The sequence below is a fragment of the Proteiniphilum sp. genome, from assembly GCF_040307845.1.
Classification (GTDB): domain Bacteria; phylum Bacteroidota; class Bacteroidia; order Bacteroidales; family Dysgonomonadaceae; genus Proteiniphilum.
Genome location: NZ_JAWRIS010000037.1, coordinates 14,597 through 39,663, shown reverse-complemented (window position 1 = coordinate 39,663; position 25,067 = coordinate 14,597). Strand labels below are relative to the sequence as shown.

General features: G+C 45.5%; 15 protein-coding genes and 1 pseudogene. 13 read left to right on the top strand and 3 right to left on the bottom strand.

Annotated elements, in window-relative coordinates; translation table 11 throughout:
* Positions 1-117 precede the first annotated feature (117 nt).
* Both ABV001_RS09255 and ABV001_RS09250 read right to left on the bottom strand, forming a co-directional pair.
* Complete coding sequence (locus ABV001_RS09255; protein ID WP_352422540.1) at positions 118-2,037, bottom strand: M64 family metallopeptidase; 1,920 nt, start codon at positions 2,035-2,037, stop codon at positions 118-120.
* A 196-nt stretch (positions 2,038-2,233) separates the two neighbouring features.
* A complete protein-coding gene (locus tag ABV001_RS09250) occupies positions 2,234-3,292 on the bottom strand; it encodes a class I fructose-bisphosphate aldolase (protein WP_352422539.1) in 1,059 nt (352 codons plus the stop codon).
* A gap of 292 nt (positions 3,293-3,584) precedes the next feature.
* On the opposite strand from ABV001_RS09250, the pseudogene ABV001_RS09245 reads away from it, so the two are divergent.
* From ABV001_RS09245 to ABV001_RS09210, 8 genes and pseudogenes are all read left to right on the top strand, one after another.
* Positions 3,585-4,583: pseudogene (locus ABV001_RS09245) on the top strand (serine hydrolase domain-containing protein); the annotation flags it as partial.
* Positions 4,584-4,663: 80 nt separating this feature from the next.
* Positions 4,664-5,200 carry an RNA polymerase sigma-70 factor gene (locus ABV001_RS09240; protein ID WP_352422538.1) on the top strand — a complete coding sequence of 179 codons (537 nt, stop codon included), beginning with the start codon at positions 4,664-4,666 and terminating at the stop codon, positions 5,198-5,200.
* Positions 5,201-5,296: 96 nt separating this feature from the next.
* Positions 5,297-6,295: a FecR family protein gene (locus tag ABV001_RS09235; protein WP_352422537.1), complete on the top strand. Its 999-nt coding sequence runs from the start codon at positions 5,297-5,299 to the stop codon at positions 6,293-6,295.
* A 211-nt stretch (positions 6,296-6,506) separates the two neighbouring features.
* Entirely contained in the window at positions 6,507-9,731 is a 3,225-nt protein-coding gene (locus ABV001_RS09230) for a TonB-dependent receptor (RefSeq protein ID WP_352422536.1), read from the top strand.
* 10 nt (positions 9,732-9,741) lie between these two features.
* A complete protein-coding gene (locus ABV001_RS09225) occupies positions 9,742-11,280 on the top strand; it encodes a RagB/SusD family nutrient uptake outer membrane protein (protein ID WP_352422535.1) in 1,539 nt (512 codons plus the stop codon).
* Positions 11,281-11,425: 145 nt separating this feature from the next.
* On the top strand, positions 11,426-12,826 hold the full coding sequence (locus ABV001_RS09220; protein WP_352422534.1) for a hypothetical protein: 1,401 nt from the start codon (positions 11,426-11,428) through the stop codon (positions 12,824-12,826).
* A 117-nt stretch (positions 12,827-12,943) separates the two neighbouring features.
* A complete protein-coding gene (locus ABV001_RS09215) occupies positions 12,944-14,434 on the top strand; it encodes an endo-1,6-beta-glucanase (protein ID WP_352422533.1) in 1,491 nt (496 codons plus the stop codon).
* Positions 14,435-14,447: 13 nt separating this feature from the next.
* Entirely contained in the window at positions 14,448-15,803 is a 1,356-nt protein-coding gene (locus tag ABV001_RS09210; RefSeq protein ID WP_352422532.1) for a DUF5125 domain-containing protein, read from the top strand.
* 118 nt (positions 15,804-15,921) lie between these two features.
* On the opposite strand, the gene gdhA is transcribed toward ABV001_RS09210, so the two are convergent.
* Positions 15,922-17,259, bottom strand: coding sequence for an NADP-specific glutamate dehydrogenase (gdhA, locus tag ABV001_RS09205; protein WP_352422531.1), 1,338 nt, complete (start codon positions 17,257-17,259; stop codon positions 15,922-15,924).
* Positions 17,260-17,540: 281 nt separating this feature from the next.
* Between gdhA and trmB the strand changes: the two genes are divergently transcribed.
* The 5 genes from trmB (at position 17,541) to ABV001_RS09180 (ending at position 25,006) form a co-directional block, all read left to right on the top strand.
* Positions 17,541-18,278 (top strand): tRNA (guanosine(46)-N7)-methyltransferase TrmB, encoded by a 738-nt coding sequence (gene trmB / locus ABV001_RS09200; RefSeq protein WP_352422530.1) that lies wholly within the window; start codon positions 17,541-17,543, stop codon positions 18,276-18,278.
* A gap of 28 nt (positions 18,279-18,306) precedes the next feature.
* Complete coding sequence (locus ABV001_RS09195) at positions 18,307-19,416, top strand: Mrp/NBP35 family ATP-binding protein (protein ID WP_352422529.1); 1,110 nt, start codon at positions 18,307-18,309, stop codon at positions 19,414-19,416.
* A 169-nt stretch (positions 19,417-19,585) separates the two neighbouring features.
* Positions 19,586-20,110, top strand: a complete 525-nt coding sequence (locus ABV001_RS09190; RefSeq protein ID WP_352422528.1) for an NUDIX domain-containing protein — start codon at positions 19,586-19,588, stop codon at positions 20,108-20,110.
* A gap of 8 nt (positions 20,111-20,118) precedes the next feature.
* Entirely contained in the window at positions 20,119-23,106 is a 2,988-nt protein-coding gene (locus ABV001_RS09185; RefSeq protein ID WP_352422527.1) for a tetratricopeptide repeat protein, read from the top strand.
* Between the two features lie 181 nt (positions 23,107-23,287).
* Positions 23,288-25,006: a TonB-dependent receptor gene (locus tag ABV001_RS09180; RefSeq protein ID WP_352422526.1), complete on the top strand. Its 1,719-nt coding sequence runs from the start codon at positions 23,288-23,290 to the stop codon at positions 25,004-25,006.
* Positions 25,007-25,067 lie beyond the last annotated feature (61 nt).

Sequence of the window (25,067 nt, the reverse complement as noted above, 5' to 3'; positions counted from 1 at the left end):
AACAAAATTCAATGTATCACATTATAAAATAAAATCCTTACGGAAAAATTGCGATTCGAATCATTAATGGTGCAAGAGGAGTCGATGAATATTCTTACAGAATTTGAAACCTGCAATTTACCGTTTTAGCACGGGTGGAGCAAGAGGAACCCTGACAGTTGTCCTTCCGGTTGTGCTTCGCGTCGATTGGATAACTGATCCGATCTTATCCCTGCCATAGTAGTTGTCATAATCAAATACTTTATTATTGATGGACATGATCCTCCGTACAATGGCTTCACGCGAAGGCGCGTTGAAATAAGGAGAGTTATCATTCATACCACTATTTTCTTCCGGCCGCCAGACCCCTTTGCCGTATAGGCCACCACCTTCATACAATCCGACCATTTCGTAACCGTCTTTCTCAAAGTAATGCTTCCAGTGGACATTTTCCCGATCATCCGTCACAGACAAATTGGCCCCGAAACGCCACACGTCCCCCTGCCTGAACTGAGTAAGTTCCAGACTTCTGGCAGCAGGATAGCTCTGGTTGGTATAATAAATATATTCGTCCAACAGCCTACCAAAGCCATGGCCTCCGGCCTCATGATACACGATCTCTTCAAACGTGTCGCTTCCCATAGGACATAAGGCTATGGATTCGCCATCCAGATACATGATCGTCGTACCGGCATATACATCCAGATTGATGATGACTATAATGGTCGTATTCGCTAATTCTGATTCTGTCATAGCCGGTATTTTCAACGCATATTCAAAGACCGCTTCATCATCGCAATCTATTCCCGTGCTTGAGCCGCCTTCTAGTACACTGCTGAATACCGTGTTTTTGATCTGCCTTTTCTGGGATGAGTTGGAAAAATCGCGTTGTATGGTAGCACCTCTCTCTTCGGAATAGGCAACCACTTTATATACCGTAAAATATTCCCGGTAAGTAGGGAAAGGCTCCACCGTAAAAAAGGCATCGATGGCTTTTTCTGCCGCAACGTCGAATGTACCGTTCTTTACATAATCTTCTTCAATAAAACCATCGCCTAGAATGACAAGATTCACTTCCCGGGTAGCATCCGGAGCAGAATAGGTTTGATAAGTGATGATCTCTCCGTCTGAATATGACTGTGATTCTCCGGAAGTAAATTGGAAGACGCTACTTTCGCTTTCTCCGCCAAACGGATCTCTGGCAATCACTTTCCAATAGTAAGTGGTCTGTCCGCTGATATATTGGGAGGTAAGAGAAACTCCGGTTGTCACTATTTCGGTAATGGTATCGTTCCAAGTTAGTCCGTCTGGCGAGAGGCACAAAAAGTAACTGACCTCATCGCCGTCGGCATCTGCAGATGCTTCCCAGGAAAAGGACACTGGGATACCTACTCCTTGAGAGGCATTTGCCGGGATTAACAACGACGGAATTGACGGGTATTCATTGCTGATATCCTGGCTGATAATCAGTTCGATCTCCGTATTAAAACTGCTGAAAACGATCTTGCCTTCTCTGGTTGCCCGTTCTGTATAAGGTGTAGGAGTCAGGGTGATCAACCCATCCCCCTCGCCTGACAGCACATCAGCTTTACACCACGTGGCTTCCTCCGGAATAGTGAGCGACCAAGCGGAGTTTGCCGTTATGGTTAGTTTCTGCGCTGTTCCCGAAGCATCGAAATTGATTTCATAACTGCTCAGGGAAAAAGAGATTGTACTTTGTGTTATGGATATCGTTTCTACCAGTGCACCGGATGATACGGAAAGAGTGGTCGTCCTGTCATTGTCCGAATAATTACCATCTATTGTGATGGTCACGGAAGCATCTCCGTTGCCGGTGGTCTGGTCTACCTTTACCCAAGAGTCCGCAACGGCAATATTCCAGCTTGTGTTTGACCGGATCGTAAACGTGGTCTCCTTCCCGTCGACAGGGATATTGAATTCATTGACAGACAACGACAGGAAATCGTCCTCATTACAGGAAAAGACAACAAGACCGACGATAAAAAGCGTCGCGGCCTTTAACTTACAAATGGATAAACAAGCCTTGGTTGTCGACATGATTTTTTTAATTAACCACAAAATAAAATCATAAATAGTGATCTGAAAAATAAAATCTACGAATACCTTGTTTTCATCGACAAAAATACTTGTTGCTCAGGTGACATCAAAAAAACACGGATAAACCTAGCGGTCACCCGTGTTTTCTTTGAGACTTTCTCTATCCGTAGTATTCCGGGGAAGAAACCATAACCTGTTAAGCCAATGTGATATCCTTATCCAGATAAACATCCTGAATAGTACGGATCAGTTCCACACCATCCTTCATCGGCTTCTGGAAAGCTTTACGGCCGCAGATCAGTCCTATTCCCCCGGCCCGCTTGTTCACCACTGCGGTATAAACCGCTTCGCCAAGGTCGCCTTGGCCGTGCGATTCCCCTCCTGAGTTGATCAATCCTATCCGTCCCATGTAGCCGTTGATGACCTGGTACCGGCAAAGATCGATCGGATGCTCGGAACTCAGTTGGTCGTACATGCCGGGATTTGTCTTCCCGAACCCGATTGCTTTAAAGCCCCCATTATTAGTTGGAAGTTTCTGCTTGATAATATCCGCTTTGATCGTCACACCGATATGGTCGGCCTGACCGGTCAGGTCGGCTGCACTATGATAATCCACGCCATCTTTCTTGAAAGCATTATTACGGAGATAGCACCACAGGATAGTGCCCATTCCCAACTCATGGGCATACTCGAATGCTTCCGCCACTTCCACAATCTGGCGTCGGCTTTCCTCCGATCCGAAATAAATGGTAGCACCTATCGCGGCAGCACCTAAATTCCATGCTTCCTTCACCGTCCCAAAAGGAATCTGGTTATAGGAGTTCGGATAAGTCAACAGCTCATTGTGATTCATTTTGACTACAAAAGGGATTTTATGGGCATATTTCCTCGCCACCGAAGCCAGCACGCCAAAGGTAGATGCTACGGCATTACAATCGGCCTCGAGTGCCAACTTCACAATATTCTCAGGGTCAAAATAAAGAGGATTGGGAGCAAAGGAAGCACCGGCCGTATGCTCGATACCCTGATCGACCGGTAATATAGACAGGTATCCGGTATTGGCCAGACGCCCGTGTCCGAAAAGACGTTGTAGATTATTCAATGTCGGGATATTCCGGTCCGAATCAATCCATAGCCTTTCAATAACATCCGGTCCGGTAGGATGGATCATTGACCTCTCAACGGTTTTACTCTCATAATTCAGGAGATAATCGCTCTGATCTCCCAATAACTGCGTTATAGTAGAATGTGCCATAATTTGGAAATTTATAAACTCATATATATCGAACAAACGGTACTGGGATTGGTTCGTTTTTTTACTTTTATTATCACTAGATCTCATAAAAAAATATTACCTTTGTCATATATCATACCCATTATACCACTTATAAGACAAGCATGAGAATCATATGAAGACATCATCAATAAAAAAAATATTATTTTTTGCTCTGTGCTCCGTTGTTACAATCAGTCTGTCCTCTCAGAAAAAACCATGTCTGATTGCCCTTTCCGATGATATGGAGACGTTGGTTAACGATGAAGTGAAAACTTATAATGACCTTACCAAAGCACTTCTCCGCAGTACTCCCGAAGCAGAAAAAGTTTCACCAAAAGGTATCCGCAATTATCTGGAAGCCGTAAAGGAAAGCGGACAGGATTTACATAGTATTATGATTTTGAGGCATGGCAAAGTTGTTGCAGAACATTGGTTGGGAGATCATGCAGCCAATAAACCCCATATAATGAATTCCGTGAGCAAGACCTATACAGCCACCGCTATCGGTTTTGCGGTCTCGGAAGGCAGGCTCAAAGTGACAGACAAGGTAATATCATTCTTTCCAGATAAGTTGCCTGCCAATGTGAGCCAGCACTTAAAAGATCTGGAAATAAAGCACCTATTGACAATGTCGGTAGGACATGATCCCAATGCTGTCAGGGAAAAAACAAGGACCAATGACGACTGGGTTAAAGTTTTCCTCGCTGAACCAATTACGGAAAAACCGGGAACACAATTCAACTATAACAGTTTAGCCACTTATATGCTTTCCGCCATTATACAGAAGGTGACAGGTGAAAAACTCATCGATTACCTCTATCCCCGTCTATTCTGCCCATTGGGAATAGTAGGTGCCTCCTGGGAGGAATGTCCGGAAGGAATAAACATCGGAGGTTGGGGATTGTATGTCAAGACCGAAGATATGGCAAAACTCGGCCAATTCTTCTTACAGAAAGGAAAATGGAATGGAGAGCAATTGCTTCCCGAATCATGGATCGACGAAGCCACCACATCCCATATTGCATCGCTTCCGGCAGGCACAAAAAAGGAAGACCTTACAATGGAACCGGAGGATAGCGACTGGCTACAGGGGTACGGATATCAGATGTGGCGTAGCCGGCATAACAGCTACCGTGCTGACGGGGCAAACGGACAATTCATACTTGTCCTACCTGAAAAGGAGGCTGTTATCGTTACCACAGCCCACATTGGAGATATGCAGGCCGAACTTAACCTCATATGGGAATATCTATTGCCGGCAATAAAATAATAAACTTCTGCTACATCCTGTTTGTTATATAACATTGATTATCTTTGTAACAGGAGGCGTTTTGATATTGAGTACATTCCATGAATACTGAATCTCGAAGGAAGCAGTTTGAAGAAATATTTATTCAGTATTTTCCGAAAGCCAGAACGTTTGCAGCCATTCTTCTTAAATCGGAACAGGAAGCTGAAGATATAGCACAGGATATCTTTGTTAAATTATGGGAACAACCCAATTTATGGGAAGAAAATCTTGTGCGGAACTACCTGTATACCATGGTCAAGAACCATGTCTTCAACCGCATTAAAAGAAAGAATATTGAATCGAATTATATAAACTCCCAGATCAATCTGAACTCACCGGAAGATATGACTGAATTTAAAGATCCCCTGAACGAGGTATATCTTGAGGAGATGCAACTGTTATTGAAATTATCATTGGAGCAGATGCCCGATAAACGCAGGCAAGTGTTCGAGATGAGTCGTTTTGAGCATTTGAGCAACAATGATATCGCAGAGAAGATGGATTTATCGGTACGAACGGTCGAACAGCATATCTATTTAGCCTTAAAAGATCTCAAGAAACTTTTCTTTATTGCATTTTTTTTCATAAAATTTTAAGTAGTCATCCATTCTCGATTGTAACTAATATATAATGGCAAGTTAAATGTTGACGGACATATCGACAGAGGCGTTTTTATAAGATAGACACACGAGATGGAAAACTATTTTAACAGGATTATCGATTTATTTGTAAAATCCGATGTTTCTGCGGATTCTCAGGCAGAGTTTCAACGGTGGCTCACTGAAGAAAAATTTTCCGGAGAGAAAGAGAAAGCTTTGCGCGGCTTATGGGACAACATGGAGAAAAGCAATTCTGCCGAAGCTTCATCTCAAACACGACAATCATTGAGGAAAGTCTATAAAAAGATCAAACAACAACGCAAGGTCAATATCAAATTCCTTCGTTTTTGGCAGGTATCGGCCGCCTGCTTGCTGATCGCCTTACTTTCCATATTATATTCCATTCACTACGAAACGCCAGTGGACGCGGATCTTATCGAACAGTATGTGCCAATCGCCGAAATGACCCGCTTTACTTTGCCCGACGGCACAGAGGTACAGATGAACTCTACCGCCACCTTGTTATATCCGGTACAGTTCAACGGGGAAAGCAGGAGCGTATATTTGATCGGGGAAGCGAATTTCAAAGTAGCAAAAAATGAAGCACAACCCTTCATTGTAAAATCCAACGATTTTCAGATAACAGCCTTAGGGACGGAGTTCACCATGAAAGTATATCCAGATGATCCCCTTCTTACTGCCACCTTGCTCTCGGGGAGCGTGGAAATCAAATTCAATAATATGGAGTCTTCGCTGATACTAAAACCAAGTGAACAATTCATCTATAATAAACGGACCAAAGAAGAAACGATAAACCATCCCGATTTACATGATGTCACAGCATGGCAAAGAGGTGAATTGGTTTTTAAATCGGCAACCCTGGAGGAAATTATCCCCGTGTTGGAACGAAAATACCCCTACTCGTTCGTTTATACGGCCAGTACTTTACGGAACGACAGGTATACATTCCGTTTCAAGGAGAGCACGCCCATACAGGATATAGTGGATATTATTGTAGAAGTTTCGGGAAATATGAAATACAGGATTGAAGATAACAAGTATTATCTATCACCGTTATCGTTGAATCGTTGAACAATCAGATAATTAAATAATTAAACAGTTAAACGACCCAGAAGTTAAACATAATTAAAAATTATTTACAACATGGATACATCATAATAAAAAAAACCGGAATAAAGCTCCACCTCTATTCCGGCAAAATAAGCGTTAGAGTTATACTCTTGAAAATCAGTTAAATTTCTAATCTAACACTAAGAACTATAAAGTTATGAAATTTTTTTACATGAAAAAGGCAAAAACACGACTTTTTATCTTTTTCTTCTGCTTTATTGCTTCGCAAACATTTTTGTTTGCCCAGAACAACGTTTCAATAACCATAAAACAAAACAACATCTCCGTTATCGAAGCATTGCAGGCAATTGAAAGGCAGTCGAAAATGTTCGTAGCCTACAACGAATCACAGTTAAAGAATCAGAAGAATCTCGATTTAAACATCGACAATCAACCTATAGAGAATGTGCTGACCCAAATACTTGCGGGAACGGGCTTCTCCTATCAATTGAAAGACAATTACATTGTGATTGTCCCCGAACGACAAGCCAGTACGCAAAGACGAATCACCGGAACAATTATCGATGAAAACAACGAGCCGGTAATAGGTGCCAATGTAGTGGAAAAAGGAACTACAAATGGGAGCATTACGGATATCGATGGTAATTTCACCTTGAACGTTGAAAACAACGCAGTGCTTCATATTTCATACATAGGCTATCTGTCACAGGAAATCAATACCGTGGGACGGAACACCTTCCATATTACGCTGCAGGAAGACCTGAAGACGCTGGAAGAGGTCGTGGTAATCGGCTACGGCACGGTAAAGAGAAGGGATGTTACCACAGCGGTGTCTTCCATTTCCACAGAAAGTCTGGATGAGCGGCCAATTATCTCTACCGCCCAGGCTATCCAGGGGAAAGCGGCCGGTGTAAACGTATACCAGCCCAATGGCGCTCCCGGAGGAGAAATGGTGATACGCGTACGGGGAACGACTTCCTTCAACGGCAGCAATGAGCCGCTGTACGTGGTGGATGGTGTACCTGTGGATAATATGAATTTTTTGTCGCCTACCGATATTACCGACATACAGATACTCAAGGATGCTTCCTCTGCCGCTATTTATGGTTCCCGTGCGGCGAACGGTGTAGTACTGGTTACCACCAAACAGGCGTCGGCCGGCGCTAAGGTCAGTGCCAATATACAGTTTGGCGCGAGCAAGGTGGCTAATCAGATAGAATCGCTCAATGCCAGACAATACAAGGAACTGATCGATGAGATCCGACCGGGAACGATACCCGAAGGAACCACCGACCGGACAGACTGGTTCAAGGAGGTGTATGGCACGGGAATCACTCAAAATTACCAGTTGCAGGTATCCGACGGGAACGACCGCTTACGCTATTTCGTGTCGGGAGGATATCTGGATGAAAAAGGTATATTGAGTTCAGCCTTTTTCCGTCGTTTCAACCTTCGCAGCAATGTGGAAAGCCAGATACGCAAATGGCTTCATTTCGGATTGAACCTCTCCTACTCCGATAATACGAGCAATAATGTTACTACCGGACGGGGATCCAATCGCGGAGGGGTTGTCCTGGCTGTGGTGAACTTACCCACTGCTGCTACTATCAAGAATGAAGAGACCGGATTGTATAACCGGCTATTCTTCGGACAGAACATCACTAACCCCATTGAGGAGATCGAGAACGGGAAGAACAATAAAAACAACGAAAACCGTTTGATCGCCTCCGGAAACGCAACGATCACCTTTTCACCGGATTTGACACTGAAAACATCTTTTACGTTAGACCGACGGAACGGAAAAAATACCGGATTTACGCCTCCTGTACACGGAACTGACAGGGATGACTGGGGCGCAGCATGGGACACCCGCAGCACCAATCAACTCCTGGTGTTCGACAATGTGTTGACCTACAAAAAAACATACGCCGGCAGGCATAATTTTGAAGGCATGGCAGGTACCTCATGGACAGACTCCCAATGGACAGAAAGCTATATCCATGGTTCGCATTTTAAGGATGGAACTATCCATACACTGAATGCGGCTAATAAAATCGCATGGGGGAATGATCCTAATAGTGGTACCGGTTCAAGAGCTTCAGAATGGGGTATTATGTCAGGATTTGGACGAATCTCTTATAATTACGACAGTAAATACCTTTTCACCTTCAATATCCGTGGCGACGGTTCTTCAAAACTGCATCCCGACCACCGGTGGGGATATTTCCCTTCTTTTTCGGGGGCATGGCGCCTATCATCGGAAGACTTTATGCAAGACTTCGGATGGCTCGACGACTTAAAACTCCGCGGTGGTTGGGGACAAACGGGAAATCAGTCAGGTGTAGGGGATTATTCTTATCTCCAGCGATACAATATCACGCGTGAACCATGGTTCGAAAAGGATAAAGCCAATGCCTTACCGCTTATCACCCAGGCAAACCTCCGCACGCCCGACCTCACTTGGGAAACAACCTCTCAAACCAATATTGGTATCGATGCAACGCTATTCAGGGATAGGTTGACTATCGCAATGGATTATTACTATAAATACACCAAAGATATGTTGATGTATGTATCCTTACCTTCAGGAGCCGCCGCGGCCAATAATATCGTAAGGAATGAAGGAGAGATGATGAACCGTGGTTTTGAATTGGCCGTCAACTCACGCAATTTGACCGGTGCGTTCACATGGAACACTGATTTCAACATCTCATTCAACAAAAACAAACTGAAACATCTTGCCCTGCAGCAGATATATTATGATGCGGAGACAACCGACGCGCTTCACCAGATAAGGGTGGTACGCAATGAACCGGGACGGCCACTGGGTGGATTTTATGGATATATCAGCGATGGGGTTGATACTGAAACCGGAGAATTGATGTACCGCGATTTGAATGAAGACGGCAGAGTATCCTCTTCCGACAGGACCTATATAGGCGATCCTAATCCCGATTTCACTTTCGGCCTCACCAACACATTCTCTTACAAGGGATTCAATCTTAGCGTATTTCTTCAGGGATCTGTGGGAAATGATATCTTCAACGCTTCAAAAGCCGATGTGCAAGGGATGTATGATTTAAAGAACCAGTCGGTAGAAGTGCTGAAACGTTGGCGTACACCGGGACAGATCACCGATATCCCAAAAGCAGGATTCGATATGCAACCGTCGAGTTTCTTTATTGAAGATGGCAGCTATTTAAGGGTAAAGGATGTGACGTTGTCCTATAATTTCAAGGGAACCGCGCTGGAACGGGCAGGAATTTCCCGCTTGCAGCCTTATGTGACGTTTAATAACCTGCTGACGCTGACAAAATATAAAGGGATGGATCCCGAAGTCAACCAATGGGGAAACAATGGTGCCGTACAGGGTATCGACTGGGGTACATACCCCCATAGCAGGACATTTGTTTTTGGAGTGAATCTTGAATTTTAAATCAAAAAAAATGAAGACAAAATATATTCTTTCAATCCTTATTGCCTGTTTTCTGGCCTCCTGCTCACTGGATTATAATCCGTTGGATACCTATTCCGACGTTACGGAAGGGATGGAGCAGGACAGTGTCATCGTGGTATTCAAGGACAAGGCGGCCGTGTTGTCATACCGGCAAACACTATTGAATCTATACAAAAACGGCCAGGAACACTGGTATCTGGACATACTTCTGTTAGGTGAAGCACATGCAGACAACGCTTATGCGGGTGCACCGAATAACGAGACAACACCGTTCGAGGTGAACTCCATCGAAGGATCGAACACCGTATTGGTCCGGGATTGGAACATGCACATGGGAAATATCGCCCAGGCTAACAAGATGATCGTGTATGTGGACAGTGTGGCCGATAACACATTGACCGAAAGCGAAAGAAAGCAATTCAAAGCCGAAGCGAAAATTCTCAGAGCCATGATCTATTTCGATATGGTAAGGACATGGGCCAATGTACCCTTGGTGACCACCGTTGCCGGAGACATTACAGCCGAAACAATAGAGGATGTATATCCGGACTATTTTCCTCCGCAATCTGACGAGTTGACCATCTATCAGCAAATAGAACAGGATCTTTTGGATGGATTACAGGATGCTCCCGCCAATAACCCGCAGGATAAAACACAATTTACCAAGTCGGTGGCCCGCGCCTTGCTGGCAAAAGTATATGCGGAAAAGCCGTTACGCGATTACGATAAAGTAATTCAATATGCCGACGAACTGGCAGCAGACGGTTTCGGGTTAGAAGACAATTTTGCGGATTTGTTCGAGGTGGCATTGTCGGATCCCAACTCTCCTCCCTCTCAAGCCAATAAAGCCATAGACGCCAAAATACGCAACTCGAAGGAAAGCATTTATGAAGCACAATTTTTCACCGGAAGTGGTAGTTGGGTCACCTGGATGTTCGGACGGCCGCTTGAAGATTGGACAAATAGTTTCACCTGGGCGAAATGGATCACACCATCACGCAACCTCATCCGTACTTTTAACAGCGAACAGGGAGATAAACGCTACGCTCAAAGCGTCGTATATTATTCATGTGACTGGAGCATTTACTATCCGGCCAATAATTACCCGTTCATGTATAAATGCCGGAGCGCCTACAACAGCATCATCAAATTGCGGTATGCCGATATCCTTCTATTGAAAGCGGAAGCATTGATCGCGAAAGGAAACTACAATGAAGCAGCCCAGATTATCAATCAAACGCGCAGGCGTGCAGGACTGTCGAATCTGTCTGCGTCGACATCGGCAAGCAAGGCGGCTATATTACAGGCGTATCTTAAGGAGCGCCGGCTCGAACTCGCATTTGAAGGCCAACGCTGGTTCGACCTGGTCCGTCTCGACAAGGTAGAGGAGGTGATGAATGCGGTATTTGCCAAAGATGAAGGGCGTCCGGCACAAGCCATGCTCTATACAAATCAATCTTACATATTACCGATTCCCCAAGCAGTGATGGATCAAAACCCGAATCTTAAACAAAATCCAGGATATTAAAAAGAACAAAGAGTAAAGAACAAAGACATTAAGATAATGTGCCAATATGCCAATGTCTAATTAGTAATTGTCAACCAGTCTTGGTTCTTGATTCTAAAACTCTTGGTTCTATAATTGTTTCATACAAACATAAAAAGACAGATATATGAAATTGATACATAAAATATTTATCATGGCCGGAATAATCTCATTATTGCTCATATCATGCAATGATGATGAATATGGTCCCCGAAAAGAATCAGTTCCCGTCATTGAATCTTCGGCAATTAGCCCTGTGAGTTTCACTTTCGGCGATTCCATCACGCTGACGGCAAAGGTATCTGATCCGGCTACTAATCTTGCCTTGTTGGTATACGAGGTTGTCTCCGAGGGTAGAATCATTACCTCTGGTGAAATACCTATAAATAGCAGTTCTTATGAAGTTTCCTATGATATCTTTGTTCCATTGATAGATAATCAGGCCGATAATTCGGAAGTGCAAGTCAACCTGGTTGCCCGAAATGTTTTGAAAGGATTCACGTCCACACAGGTCACGGGTTTAACCGGGAACCGTCCTGCATACCAACGGCTTTATCTGGTTACAGACAATGGAGACATAGTAATTCTGGAGCCTCAGGCTGTGGATAGGAATAAATATAAGGCCGGAGAACTGACTTTCGACACCTCATGCCGGTTTAAAATTGCGGAAAAGCTCAATCCGGACAATACAATTGATTACAGCGGAGATGTTTACGGAAATGTCAACGGCAGGATAGCGTCGATCAGCGAGAACGGTGAATCGGCTTTTGTATATGCGCCGTCATCCGAATATATAAAAGAGTTCTCTTTCGACAATTACAGTTTCAACGTGACAGTCACCGGAAGTAATCTGGGTGATAGCGACCTGGCACTAAGACTTTTCAACGACCAGGAAATCAACGGAGAATCTTTCCGGGTGCTTACACGCACTCTGGAAAATGGTAAAACCTATTCGTTGTTCGGCGACTTGGCCGATGTTCGGAACATATATAATCCCGACTTCTTCACACGTACCGCTGCCAACAAGGCCACTTTCTTAGGGAAAACCGGAGAATATTCGATTTATTATAATCCTGTACGGAAAAATATTTTCGTGGGTGTGGACAATCCATTCTATCCCGACTATCTGCTGGCTTGCGGTTGGGGATTGGGATATCCCACAAATGTCTCTTCAGCGCAAATTGCCGCGGTGTATAATGACCATAAGAGAGTTCATACCGATTGGGGATTCGACCATGTAATGAAATATGTATTGCTGCGTCAGATTGCGGATGGCGTATACCAGGGAACATTCTATACACCGGGTGATCATGACCACTATGCAAGTTTCAAACCGTTTGAAAATACAGGCTGGGGCAATGAGAAGAAAGCAGGTAGCTTCACGTTCACCGGCGAACAGATTATTACCGGTGATAACGATTGGACAATTTCCAACGGAGAGAATGATCCGGTGATAGAGTCCGCCAACTACCGGTTTACGATCAACTTGAACAACAATACTGTGCATATCGAAAAGGTAATATTATAATGTGCCAATTATTCAATATGCCAATCCCGATAAATCGGGACAAGTAGTACCAATGTGAATAATTGACTAATTGACTAAAAAATGAATAATCGTATGTATTTAAAAATTAATCCAAAGATGATACTACCAATACTGGCATTTTGCTGCCTCACATTCTGCAGCGATGGGGCAAAAGAAGATAACGGGGGGACCACTCCCCCACCAGAACCGCCGGCAACAGGGGACGTGACGATGTATGTCACTACCAGCACCCGCTCGCAGGAATTCAAAAAACAGACCGTTGATTTCAGCACCAAAGATAATATGTCGCCGACCACCCTCAAGCTGCAACCCGGAACACGTTACCAAACCATGGACGGTTTCGGGGCGGCCCTGACGGGTTCTACCTGCTTCAACCTGATGAAGATGACGACGGAGAACCGTGCCAAATTCCTGAAGGAGACATTCTCTACCACCGAGGGTATGGGACAAAGTTATATCAGGATTGCCATCGGTTGTTCCGACTTCTCGCTGAGTGAATACACCTGTTGTGACACACCTGGAATAGAACACTTTGCCCTCACCTCGGAAGAGACGGACTATGTGATCCCTATCCTGAAAGAGATACTGGCCATCAACCCCGATGTGAAGATCATGGGATCACCGTGGACTCCACCCCGATGGATGAAGGTGAATAACCTGACGGACTTGCAGCCGTTTGACTCATGGACCAGCGGTCAGCTCAACCCGGCTTACTATGCCGATTATGCCGATTATTTCGTAAAATGGATCCGCGCTTTCGAAACACAGGGGATAAAGATCTATTCGGTAACGCCACAAAACGAACCGCTCAACCGGGGAAATTCGGCCTCGCTCTATATGACATGGCAGGAACAACGTGATTTCATCAAAACCGCGTTAGGTCCTAAAATGGAAGCGGCGGCGTTACACACCAAGATCTACGTCTATGATCATAATTATAATTACGACAGTGATAAAGCGGAGAATGCCGATCAGAAACAATACCCGCTGAAAATCTATGAAGATGCGGCAGCGGCAAAATTTGTGGCAGGAGCTGCCTATCACAATTACGGAGGCAATAAAGATGAATTGAACACTATCCATCAGGGCCGTTCCGACAAGGAGTTGGTATTTACCGAAACATCTATCGGCACATGGAACGACGGCCGTAATCTCGAATTGCGATTGATCGATGATATGAGGGAAGTGGGATTGGGCACGGTGAACAACTGGTGCAAGGGAGTCATCGTCTGGAACCTGATGCTCGACACCGATCGCGGCCCCAATCGTGATGGTGGTTGCCAGACCTGCTACGGGGCTGTCGATATTGACCGGTCCAACTATGCGACCATCACCCGCAACTCCCATTATTACGTAGTGGGGCATCTTTCATCCGTAGTGAAGCCGGGGGCGGTACGCATCGGCACTTCAGGCTTTTCCGAGTCCGGTTTCTATCACTCCGCATTTGAAAATTCTGACGGCTCCTACGGTGTGGTATTGCTCAATAGTACCTCTGCCGGCAAGATGATCACCATTGACGATGGGGCTAAACATTTTGCGTATGAAGTACCCGCCAAATCAGTAATCTCTTATTTATGGAAAAAATAAAAACAACAGCTATATGAACTTGAAGAAATTAAAATATTGGATGTTTGCATCCGTTATCTCCTTTGGAGTGCTTTCTTGCTCTGATGATGTGAAAGAACCCCAACAGGGAGGAAATCCCACAATGCAGATAGAAGACCAGTTTGCCAATGTGCATTTTGGAGATCTCTTGCCGTTCGAAGTCTCCGTCTCGGACAATCTGCCTTTGTCCACATTGACAGCCATATTGTATTTTGGCGAAGAGGAAGTGTCCAAAACAATCATCCGTACCAAAGAAAACGGTAAATATTCCGGCACTGTTGCTGTCCCCTACGGAAAAAATATTCCCGATGGGGCAGCCACTTTAAAGTTTACCCTGATAAATACCACGATGAAGAAAGTGTCGCAGGAGGTTACTGTTCCGGTCACCCGTGCTCCCTACCCTTATCTCATCCTGGTAACGGCAGATGCCTCTTATCCGATGCTCCCGACCGGCCAGCCAAATGAATATGCGGCTACAGAGTCTTTTCCATCTACCGAATTGCCTGCTTACATAAAAACACCGGTGGTAGACAGTAAAGGTAGGGAAATTATTTTTGGATGGGATGAAGGAGAGGGTGGCATTACTGAAGGAGCCACTACCGACATTTCATTTGTGAGCCGGGAAGGAGGCGTCTATAGCGTAACTTTCAATGCCAGGACATTTGAAGCGTCGCCTTTCTTCGAATTAGTTCTGAACGAGAAGAAAATGGAGATGATAAACAAAGAGAATTATCAGTTGGATATCAATCTGGAGACGGGAGACGAGATTGTGCTGGAAGGCCTGACCGATTGGTGGGTTGATCCCGATTTCTTTGCCAGGGAGGACGATAAGGTCACCTTCATCGCAACAGATGGAAAGTACCGTATCATAGCGAATCCCAATCTCAATTACCTGAAAGTGGAGGCAATGACAGGTAATGACTTGGCCACGCTTCAACCGGATGGAACCGGCGCAATCTGGATTATTGGGGATAATATCGGGAAGCCGTCCGTGGCAGAGAATGCAGTAGGTTGGAATACCGATAAAGCAATCTGTATGGTAGCAATCGGAGACAAGAAATACCAGATGACCGTGGTTGGAGGGGAAACCATATCAACAGAAGATATCAATTTCAAATTCTTCCACCAGAAAGGCTGGGGAGGCGAATTCTCCAACGAGACACTTACTACCAAAAGTGACCTTGTCTTTGTAGGGGCAAAAGAAGATCCAGGTCCTGGAAATTCAGTACGGGATCCGGGGAACTTAGGTTTGTATAAAGGTAAAAAGCTTAAGGAAGGTAACACTTATCTGTTCACCGTAGATGTATCCGCTGGAATAGATAAGGCCGTATTGACGGTAGAAGAAAGGTGAAAAGGTGAAGAAAGTGAAAAAGTAGAGTAGGAAAGATTGGTTATCAATCGAACATGGGGCTGAATACCGGTAAAACGGTAAGCGCCCCATGTTTTTTATGTATGAAGAATAGTTACTGCTATATTACCCCTTGCGCCATCATGGCGTCGGCCACTTTCATGAAACCGGCAATGTTGGCACCTTTCACGTAGTTGACATATTGACCGTTTTTACCATGCACCACACACTGCTCATGGATATCACTCATGATCTGGTGCAACCATTTGTCTACCTCTTCGTTGCCCCAGGAGATATGCATGGCATTCTGTGTCATCTCCAACCCTGAGCAGGCCACACCGCCGGCATTGACGGCCTTTCCGGGAGCAAACAGCATTTCATTCTCCAGGAAGAAATCTACCGCCTCAGCGGTACAGCCCATATTGGAGACTTCCGCCACGAGCAATACCCCATTCCCTTTCAACCGTTTGGCATCTTCCAGGTTCAATTCGTTCTGGATAGCGCAGGGTAAAGCGATATCCACTTTGAGTTCCCATGGTTTCCTACCGGGATAGAAAGTCGACCTCGGGAATTCCTCGGCATAAGGTGCCACCACATCATTTCCGGAGTCACGCAATTCAAGCATATAATCGATCTTTTCGGGAGTATTCACCCCATCAGGGTCATAAATATAACCATCAGGGCCGGAAATGGCAACCACTTTGGCACCCAGTTCCGTAGCTTTCATGGTCGCACCCCATGCCACGTTCCCAAATCCGGAAACTGCCACGGTCTTTCCTTTCAGGTCAATATTATGTGCCTCACACATCTTCTGCACGAAATAAAGCGCTCCGAATCCGGTAGCTTCCGGACGAAGTCTGGAGCCCCCAAATGACATTCCTTTCCCGGTAAAAGTGCCCGTATGCTCGCGCGCCAGTTTCTTGTACATGCCGAACATATATCCCACTTCACGTCCTCCCACGCCGATATCTCCCGCCGGCACATCGGTATCGGGGCCGATATTGCGCCACAGCTCCATCACGAAAGCCTGGCAGAAACGCATGATCTCCGCCTGGGAACGTCCTTTGGGAGAGAAGTCGGATCCGCCTTTGCCTCCTCCCATCGGAAGAGTGGTCAACGCGTTCTTGAATGTCTGCTCAAATCCCAGAAATTTCAGGGAAGACAAGGTTACCGAGGAATGGAAACGAATTCCCCCCTTATAGGGGCCTATGGCTCCGTTAAATTGCACACGGTAGCCAATGTTCACATGCACTTTTCCGTTGTCATCCACCCAGGGAACACGGAAAGTAAACACACGGTCGGGTTCTACTATCCTTTCGATAATGCCCGCCCTTTCAAACTCCGGATGTTGGTTATATACGTCTTCAATCGATACCAGCACCTCTCTCACTGCTTGAAGATACTCAGACTCACCCGGGTGTTTTGCCTCGAGTTGTGTCATAATGTCATTCACTCTCATATTAATAAGGCTTATTTAGGAATTCAATTTGACAAAGGTATAGATATTTTTGGAATATTGTTACCTCACTGAGGAAAATTACAAGTGAAAAATTAAAAATTACAAGGTGAAAAATTAAAAGTGAAAACTAATTAAATGCCTAAACTCTCCCAGTCTCCCACTCTCCCACTCTCCGCTCTCCCACTCTCCCAGTCTCTCCACCTTCCATCTAATCCAAAAAAGTTTCGGATGTTAACGGTTAAATGCCTATTTTTGTGATGAATTTCTGATATAGTTTTGAAATGGCAAAAAACAAACTGTCCAAATTTGCCGATATGGCCATTTACGGAAACGTGTTTCAATATAGCTTTGAAACGTTGAAAGAAGATGGTTTTCCTTTCAGGGGAAAATGGCAGGCTTATTTTGGCAATGACCACCCTGTCGTACTCGAGCTGGGTTGCGGAAAAGGAGAATATACTGTCGGATTGGCACGCAAATATCCGGAAAAGAATTTTATCGGGATCGATATAAAGGGAGCACGCATGTGGACCGGAGCCACACAAGCATTGGAAGAGGGATTGGCAAATGTGGCTTTTCTCCGCACCCGCATTGAGCTTATCAACCATTTCTTTGCGGAGAATGAAGTATCGGAAATATGGATCACTTTCCCCGATCCACAGATGAAGAAAACCAACAAACGACTCACCTCCACCCGGTTTATGGAACAGTATGGCAGGATGCTGAAAGAAAAAGGTATTATCCATCTGAAGACGGATAGTAACTTCCTCTACCAATACACCAAAGCGATGGTGGAGGAAAACCTTATAGAAGTTCTTTTTGACACGGATGATCTGTACAATTCCGGTCTGAATGAAGATATCCTTGAAATTCGCACTTTTTATGAACAACAATGGCTCTCGCGCGGTTTAGACATCAAATATATCCGGTTCATCTGCCCCAAGGATCATCTGTGGATGGAACCGGACATAGAAATAGAAAAAGACGAATACCGCAGTTTTGGGCGTGACGCCCGCACATAGATGTGATACAAATCAACAAATCAATACAATGGCTATATATCCACAATTAATCATCGACGCATTGAAGAATGTGCGTTACCCGGGAACGGGACAAGACATTGTTTCTGCCGGCATGGTAGCCGACGACATCCGTATCGAAGGAATGAAAGTGAGCTTTTCACTCATCACCGACAAAGTGCACGACCCGTTCATTAAGTCGGTGGTGAAGATGGCCGAACAGGCTATTTTGACATACGCCGACAAAGATATCGATATCCAGGGGAATATCTCCGTAAAATCAAAACAACCACCTCGTCCGGAGCTTCCGGAATTGCTGCCGGGAGTCAAAAATATCATTGCAGTAGCGTCGGGGAAAGGTGGCGTGGGAAAAAGTACCGTATGTACCAACCTTGCCGTGGCACTGGCGCAAAAAGGGTATAAAGTAGGACTGCTCGATGCCGATATTTTCGGTCCTTCGGTTCCAAAAATGCTTGGAGTGGAAGATGCCGCACCTGAGTTAGAGAAAAAGGATGGTCGTGACCTCATTGTTCCCATCGAAAATTGGGGAGTAAAAATGCTCTCCATAGGATTTTTCGTCAAGAAGGAAGACGCCGTGGTCTGGCGTGGGGCAATGGCAGGGAATGCATTGAAACAGCTGATCGGGGATGCAGATTGGGCAGAATTGGATTATTTCCTGATCGATTTCCCGCCGGGAACCAGTGATATCCACCTGACATTAGTGCAAACACTACCTATTACCGGTGCTGTAATTGTGAGTACTCCACAGGAAGTAGCACTGGCCGATGCCCGCAAAGGAATCAGTATGTTCACCGGTGACAAGGTGAATGTACCCATTTTGGGGTTAGTGGAAAATATGGCATGGTTCACGCCGGCCGAATTACCGGGAAACAGGTACTATATCTTCGGGAAAGAAGGATGTAAGCAATTGGCAAAAGAACAGGGATACGCTCTCCTGGGACAAATACCTATTGTGCAAAGCATCCGTGAAGGGGGGGACGACGGCCAACCGGTGGCATTACATCCGGAAAGTGCGACAGGCATGGCTTTCTCCCAACTGGCCGACAACCTGGTGGTGGCTGTCGACAAACGGAACCGCGAACTGCCCGGAACCCAAATTGTGGAAATCACAAGGAAATAATTACTAATTACAAATTACCAATTACAAATTACCAATTATCGCATCAAAATATTGTCTCATCCCGTCAAGCCGGGATCTCCACTGCGTTTCGACTGGTATATTGGTAAATTATTCACATTAGCACGACCTGTTCCGATTCATCGGGGTTAGTCTCATTGCACATTGAAATATGAAACATCCTCTCCATCAATTCCGGTTTTGTCCGAAATGCGGTTCAAAGCATTTCTTGGAAAATAACGAAAAGTCGAAGAAGTGCTCCGACTGCGGATTTATATATTATTTCAACTCGTCTGCCGCCGTGGTGGCGGTAATTGAAAACAACAAAGGCGAAATACTGGTAGCCCGACGGGCGAAAGATCCGGCAAAAGGCACGCTGGATCTCCCGGGAGGCTTTATCGATATGCATGAAACGGCAGAAGAGGCAGTGGCCCGGGAGATAAGGGAAGAAACGCGGTTGTCGATAAATTCAACGCAATATCTGTTCTCTATTCCGAATATTTATCTATATTCGGGGTTTGAAGTGCATACCGTAGATATCTTCTTTAGATGTAAAATTAATGACTTCACACATATAGTAGCCCAGGATGATGTCTCCGACTTGCAATTTATCGCATTTGACAAACTCAATCCGGATGATTTCGGATTAATATCCATACGCAAAGGAATTGAAAAATTATTAAGTGAGAATAAATAATCTAAAATATGAAGAAAATCATCTTACTGTTTACCCTTGCTCTTATAGCAGAGGTTTCCATAGCACAAAAAACGGTATATCATGCCCAGCCCGAGCAACTGTTCAACCAGGGAAAAGAGATGTTCCTCAGGGGAAACTGGGAAGGGGCGGAACAATTGCTGGAAAAATTCGTTGCCGGAAGTGGCGATACTTATTTGATAGAGGAAGCAGCCTATATGATGGCTCTCTCTTCATTCCATCGTGGCAGCGAAAACAGCGGGAATAGTATGGAAGCGTTTCTCGACATGCATCCTGAAACTATTCACCGCCATCAGCTCAATTTTCTGATCGGCTCCTATTATTTCGATAAGAAAGAGTGGCAGACCGCCGGAGAGCGGTTCAACCGGGCCGACCTCGATTACCTCACCCTATCGGAACAGGAGGATTACAGTTTCCGTTCGGCATATACCCAATTGCAATTGGGTAATAAGGAGGATGCCACCCGTTTATTCGGGTTACTCTCACAAAACAGCAGCAAATACCGTGATGCGGCCGCTTTTTATCTTGGCTACATCGAATATTCCAACGGCAATTACGCGGAGGCTTTGCGGCATTTTGAACGATTACGGAATCATCCCGAATACAGCGAGGAAGTAGCCTTTTATACAGCACAGGCCACTTTTTTCGATGGCAAGATAGATGAAGCCGTCAGGTTGTCGGAAGCTTTCATAAGCAGATATCCATCCAGTGAACATGTTACTGAAGCATACAGGGTGCTTGGCAACGGTTATTACAGGTTGGGGCAGCCCTCCAGGGCAGTACCCTATTACGAGAGGTACCTTTCAGGCGTGGAGAAGCCGCTTAGGGGCGATGCTTACTTCTTAGGATTATCTTATTTTGAAACGGCCAATTACAGTAAAGCCGTACAGATGTTCCAACAGGCTGTGGGAGAAGCCGACGAACTCACCCAGAATGCACAATTGCAATTGGGGCAAACCTATCTGAAACTGAATCAGAAACAATCCGCCCAGATGGCTTTTGAAGCGGCTTCACGCACCAATTTCAATCCCCAGGTACGCGAAACGGCCCTATTCAACTACGCGTTGCTGGCTCACGAAACCAACTTCTCCGTTTTTAGTGAATCCATCACCCTGTTTGAAAACTTCCTCAGGGAATTCCCTAATTCACCTTACAGAGACCAGGTAAATGATATCCTGGCGGAGACATTCCTTACCACAAAAGATTATAACGCCGCCTTGAATGCCATCAACCGTATCAATAATCCGGGTCGGCGGATACTGGAAGCCAAGCAGATGGTGCTTTTCCAGTTGGGAGCCCAGGCATTCATCAACGGTAACATGAACGAGGCAATCCAACATTTCAACAGCAGTATCAGTATGGGGAACCAGGATGCCAAAGCCCGCAACAACGCCTATTTCTGGAGGGGAGAAACCTATTACCGGATGGGAAACTACCCCAATGCCGCCAACGATTTCCGCCAATTCACCCAGAATGCAACCTCCTCAGAGGATAATTACGCCCTCGGATGGTATAACCTTGGGTATGCACTCTTCAAACAACAACAATATAACCAAGCCGTCAATGCCTTTCAACAATATGTATCCACAGAAAAGACAAGGAATCGGCCGGAATATGCCGACGCACTTAATCGCATAGGTGACAGCTATTATTTTAACCGCAGTTTCAGTGAAGCGGAACGGTTCTATGCCCAGGCAGCAGATATCAACCCTTCCTCTGCCGATTATGCTGCTTACCAACGGGCTTTTGTAATGGGGCTTCAACGGAACTACCAGGGAAAAATCACGGCATTGGACAACCTGATGCGCAACTATCCCAGCTCTTCCTATTTTGATGATGCCCTCTATGAAAAGAGTCGTGCACTTACGATGCTTAACAGGGAAAATGAAGCTATCTCGGTATTGCAACGGCTCGTGAATGACTTTCCGAAAAGTCCCCTTGCCAGCCAGGGCGGTGTGCAATTAGGACAATTGTATTATAATACGGATAATTACCAGCAAAGTATTACTGCTTATAAGAATGTAATCGCCAATTTCCCCGGCTCGGACGATGCACGAAATGCGCTGATCTCCCTGGAGACAGTTTATCGAGACATGAACGATATCGACAATTATGTAAAATATGCGAACTCTTTACCGGGAGGGATGCGAATCACGCCGTCGAGACAAGACTCGCTCACTTACCTCGCCGCAGAAAGTGTCTATATGCGTGGTAACCGTACGGATGCCGAGTCTGCTATGACAAAGTATATCCAGTCTTATCCCAATGGGGCATACAGCAGCGACGCACATTATTATCTCGCTGTGATCGCCGACGAAAGAAAAAATCAGGATCTGGCTTTATCCCATTTTCGGAAGGTAATCGATGCCGGCAATGTAAAATTCCTCGACAACGCGCTTACCTATACAGCACAGACCGAATACAAAAATGAAAACTTCCGCCAGGCACTTGCCGATTATTCCCGATTGGCCAACTCAGCCCGGAACGCTACGAACCGGCAGTTGGGACAAATAGGAGTTGTACGTACGCAATCCCAGCTGGGAGGTTATCATGAGGCAGCCCGTGCAGCCACCGACCTGCTTTCCAACAGTAATCTTTCACCTGAAACAGTGATTGAAGCACGGTATTTACGGGGAAAAGCATACCAGCAAGTCAATGAAACCGATAATGCCATGGCCGATTTCCAATTCGTAGCCAATGATACCCGCAGTATTTATGGAGCCGAAGCACAATTCATCCTTGCGGACACTTATTACCGGTGGAAGTCTTATGACCGTGCCGAGGCGCAGGTCAAAGAGTTCATGCAAAAAGGCACACCTCACCAATACTGGATGGCACGGGCACTTATTGTCCTTTCAGACACCTATCTTGCCAAAGGCGATGAATTCCAGGCAAAACAATATATCGAAAGCCTGAAATCCAATTACAAAGGGAATGAGGCCGATATCCAACAGATGATTAATGAGAGAATTCGATAGTTATTCGGTGGTTATTCGGTGGTTATTCAGTGGTTATTCAGTAGTTATTCAGTAGTTATTCAGTGGTTATTCGGTGGTTATTCGGTGGTTATTGAGTTACGTGCGAAGCACAAATAACGGCGAAGCCGAATAACAATAGAATCGAGTAACAATAAAGTAAAATCAACAAACTAACATACAAATGAAGAAGATATATATCGTTATAGCAGCATTGGCATTATCCGCCGGAAGTTTTGCCCAGACAGCAGACTCTCTGCTGAGGCGTCAGATGGAACTGGAACGGGATTTCAACCCCACCCTGTTAGATGCCGACAAGATCAACTCACTCCCGGCACTGCGTGAACCCTCCGTGCTGAAAGCCAATACCAACTACTCCACCTGGTCGGGACGTACTACCCCGCCGCTGGAAATAGCACTGCCCCGGCCGGGAAGTATCATGACGGAGATCCCTTTCAGTACAAAAAGAGGATATCTATCCTTCAACGCGGGTAATTATGCCAATATGGATGGCGCATTTGGTTACCGGCTGCTGGAAAATGAAAAGAACAGCCTCACTTTTTCCTTTCTCCACAACTCCACAAACGGAGATATCAAATATATCCAAAAGGTGGAAGAGAATTCCAATAAAGCCTATCTCATGGATAATGAAGGACGGTTTGGTTACAAGCATCGGGCTGATGCATTCACGCTCAACATCGACCTGTCTTACCTGCATTCGCTCTTCAACTATTATGGGAACAGATTCGACAATCCGGCTTTCTATGACGATGAGAACCAACGCCTGGGTGTACTCGACACGAAAATAGGCATTGCGTCGCACGAGTCAGACCAGTGGAATTACAGGGGATACATCAATTTCCGCAACTTTTCCACAGACTTCGGGGAACTGCTCGATGAGGAAGGGATAAAGGGAAGTGAGGTGAACGCCATGGTGGGGTTCGATAAACCTTTCGGCGCTTTTGGTGGCACACGTAGCAAAGTGGGTATCGACGGGAATATCTCCAGCGCATTTTATAATGGAGACTTTAACAGCTATTTCCTGCTCAATGCCACGCCTTATGTGACCTTAGGGACAGCTAACAGCTTTGCCCGGTTAGGCGCCGATGTCCTGTTCCAGGACGCCGACGGGACAAGGGTACGCGTCGCACCGAATGTGACAGCCCAATTGGCGATAACGGAACATTCATCGCTTTATGCGAATGTCCATGGTGGATTCAGCAATAATACTTTCCTCGATATGATGCGGGAATCACGGTACATCCGCCCTTATGATATTGTAAAGCCCTCCTACTCCGTCATTGACATAGATGCCGGAGTAAAGATCGGTGAAGTCAACGGTTTCCGGTTCGATATTTTCGGCGGATTCAAAAAGACAGAAGATGAGCATTTCCTGGTATTGAACGGCCAGGATGTGATCGGTGAAGACGCGTTGGGGGCTCACAAAGAAGTACTGAGGCCTATATACGGTGATATATCGCACGCTCATATCGGCGGGATGATCCAGAGCAATATCTGGGCTCCACTCGATATTTCACTACGCCTGAAAAAGAATTTCTACAATCTGGATTATGTCAGTATCAACGGGACTGATATCGAAAAGCCTGAAGCTTATAACAAACCCGGTTTTGAAGCCGATATACGTGCTGCACTCAACCTGACAAGTTACCTGAAACTTACGGCCAATTATTACTTTGCCGGAGACCGCTGGTCGTATTACGACAGAGCAAACAGGAAAATGGACAATATCAACGATCTCAATGCAGGCGCACTCTACCAGATCAACGATGCCTTTTCGATCAACCTGCGGGTGAACAACCTGCTCGCCCAGAAATATGATATCTGGTATGGTTATCCGGCACAAGGACTCAATGCCTCGGGCGGATTCACCTTCCGGTTCTGATGATATTTCGAGAGGTGTGGCAGTGAAATCATAAGCCACTGAAAGGTCTGCAAAACTATTT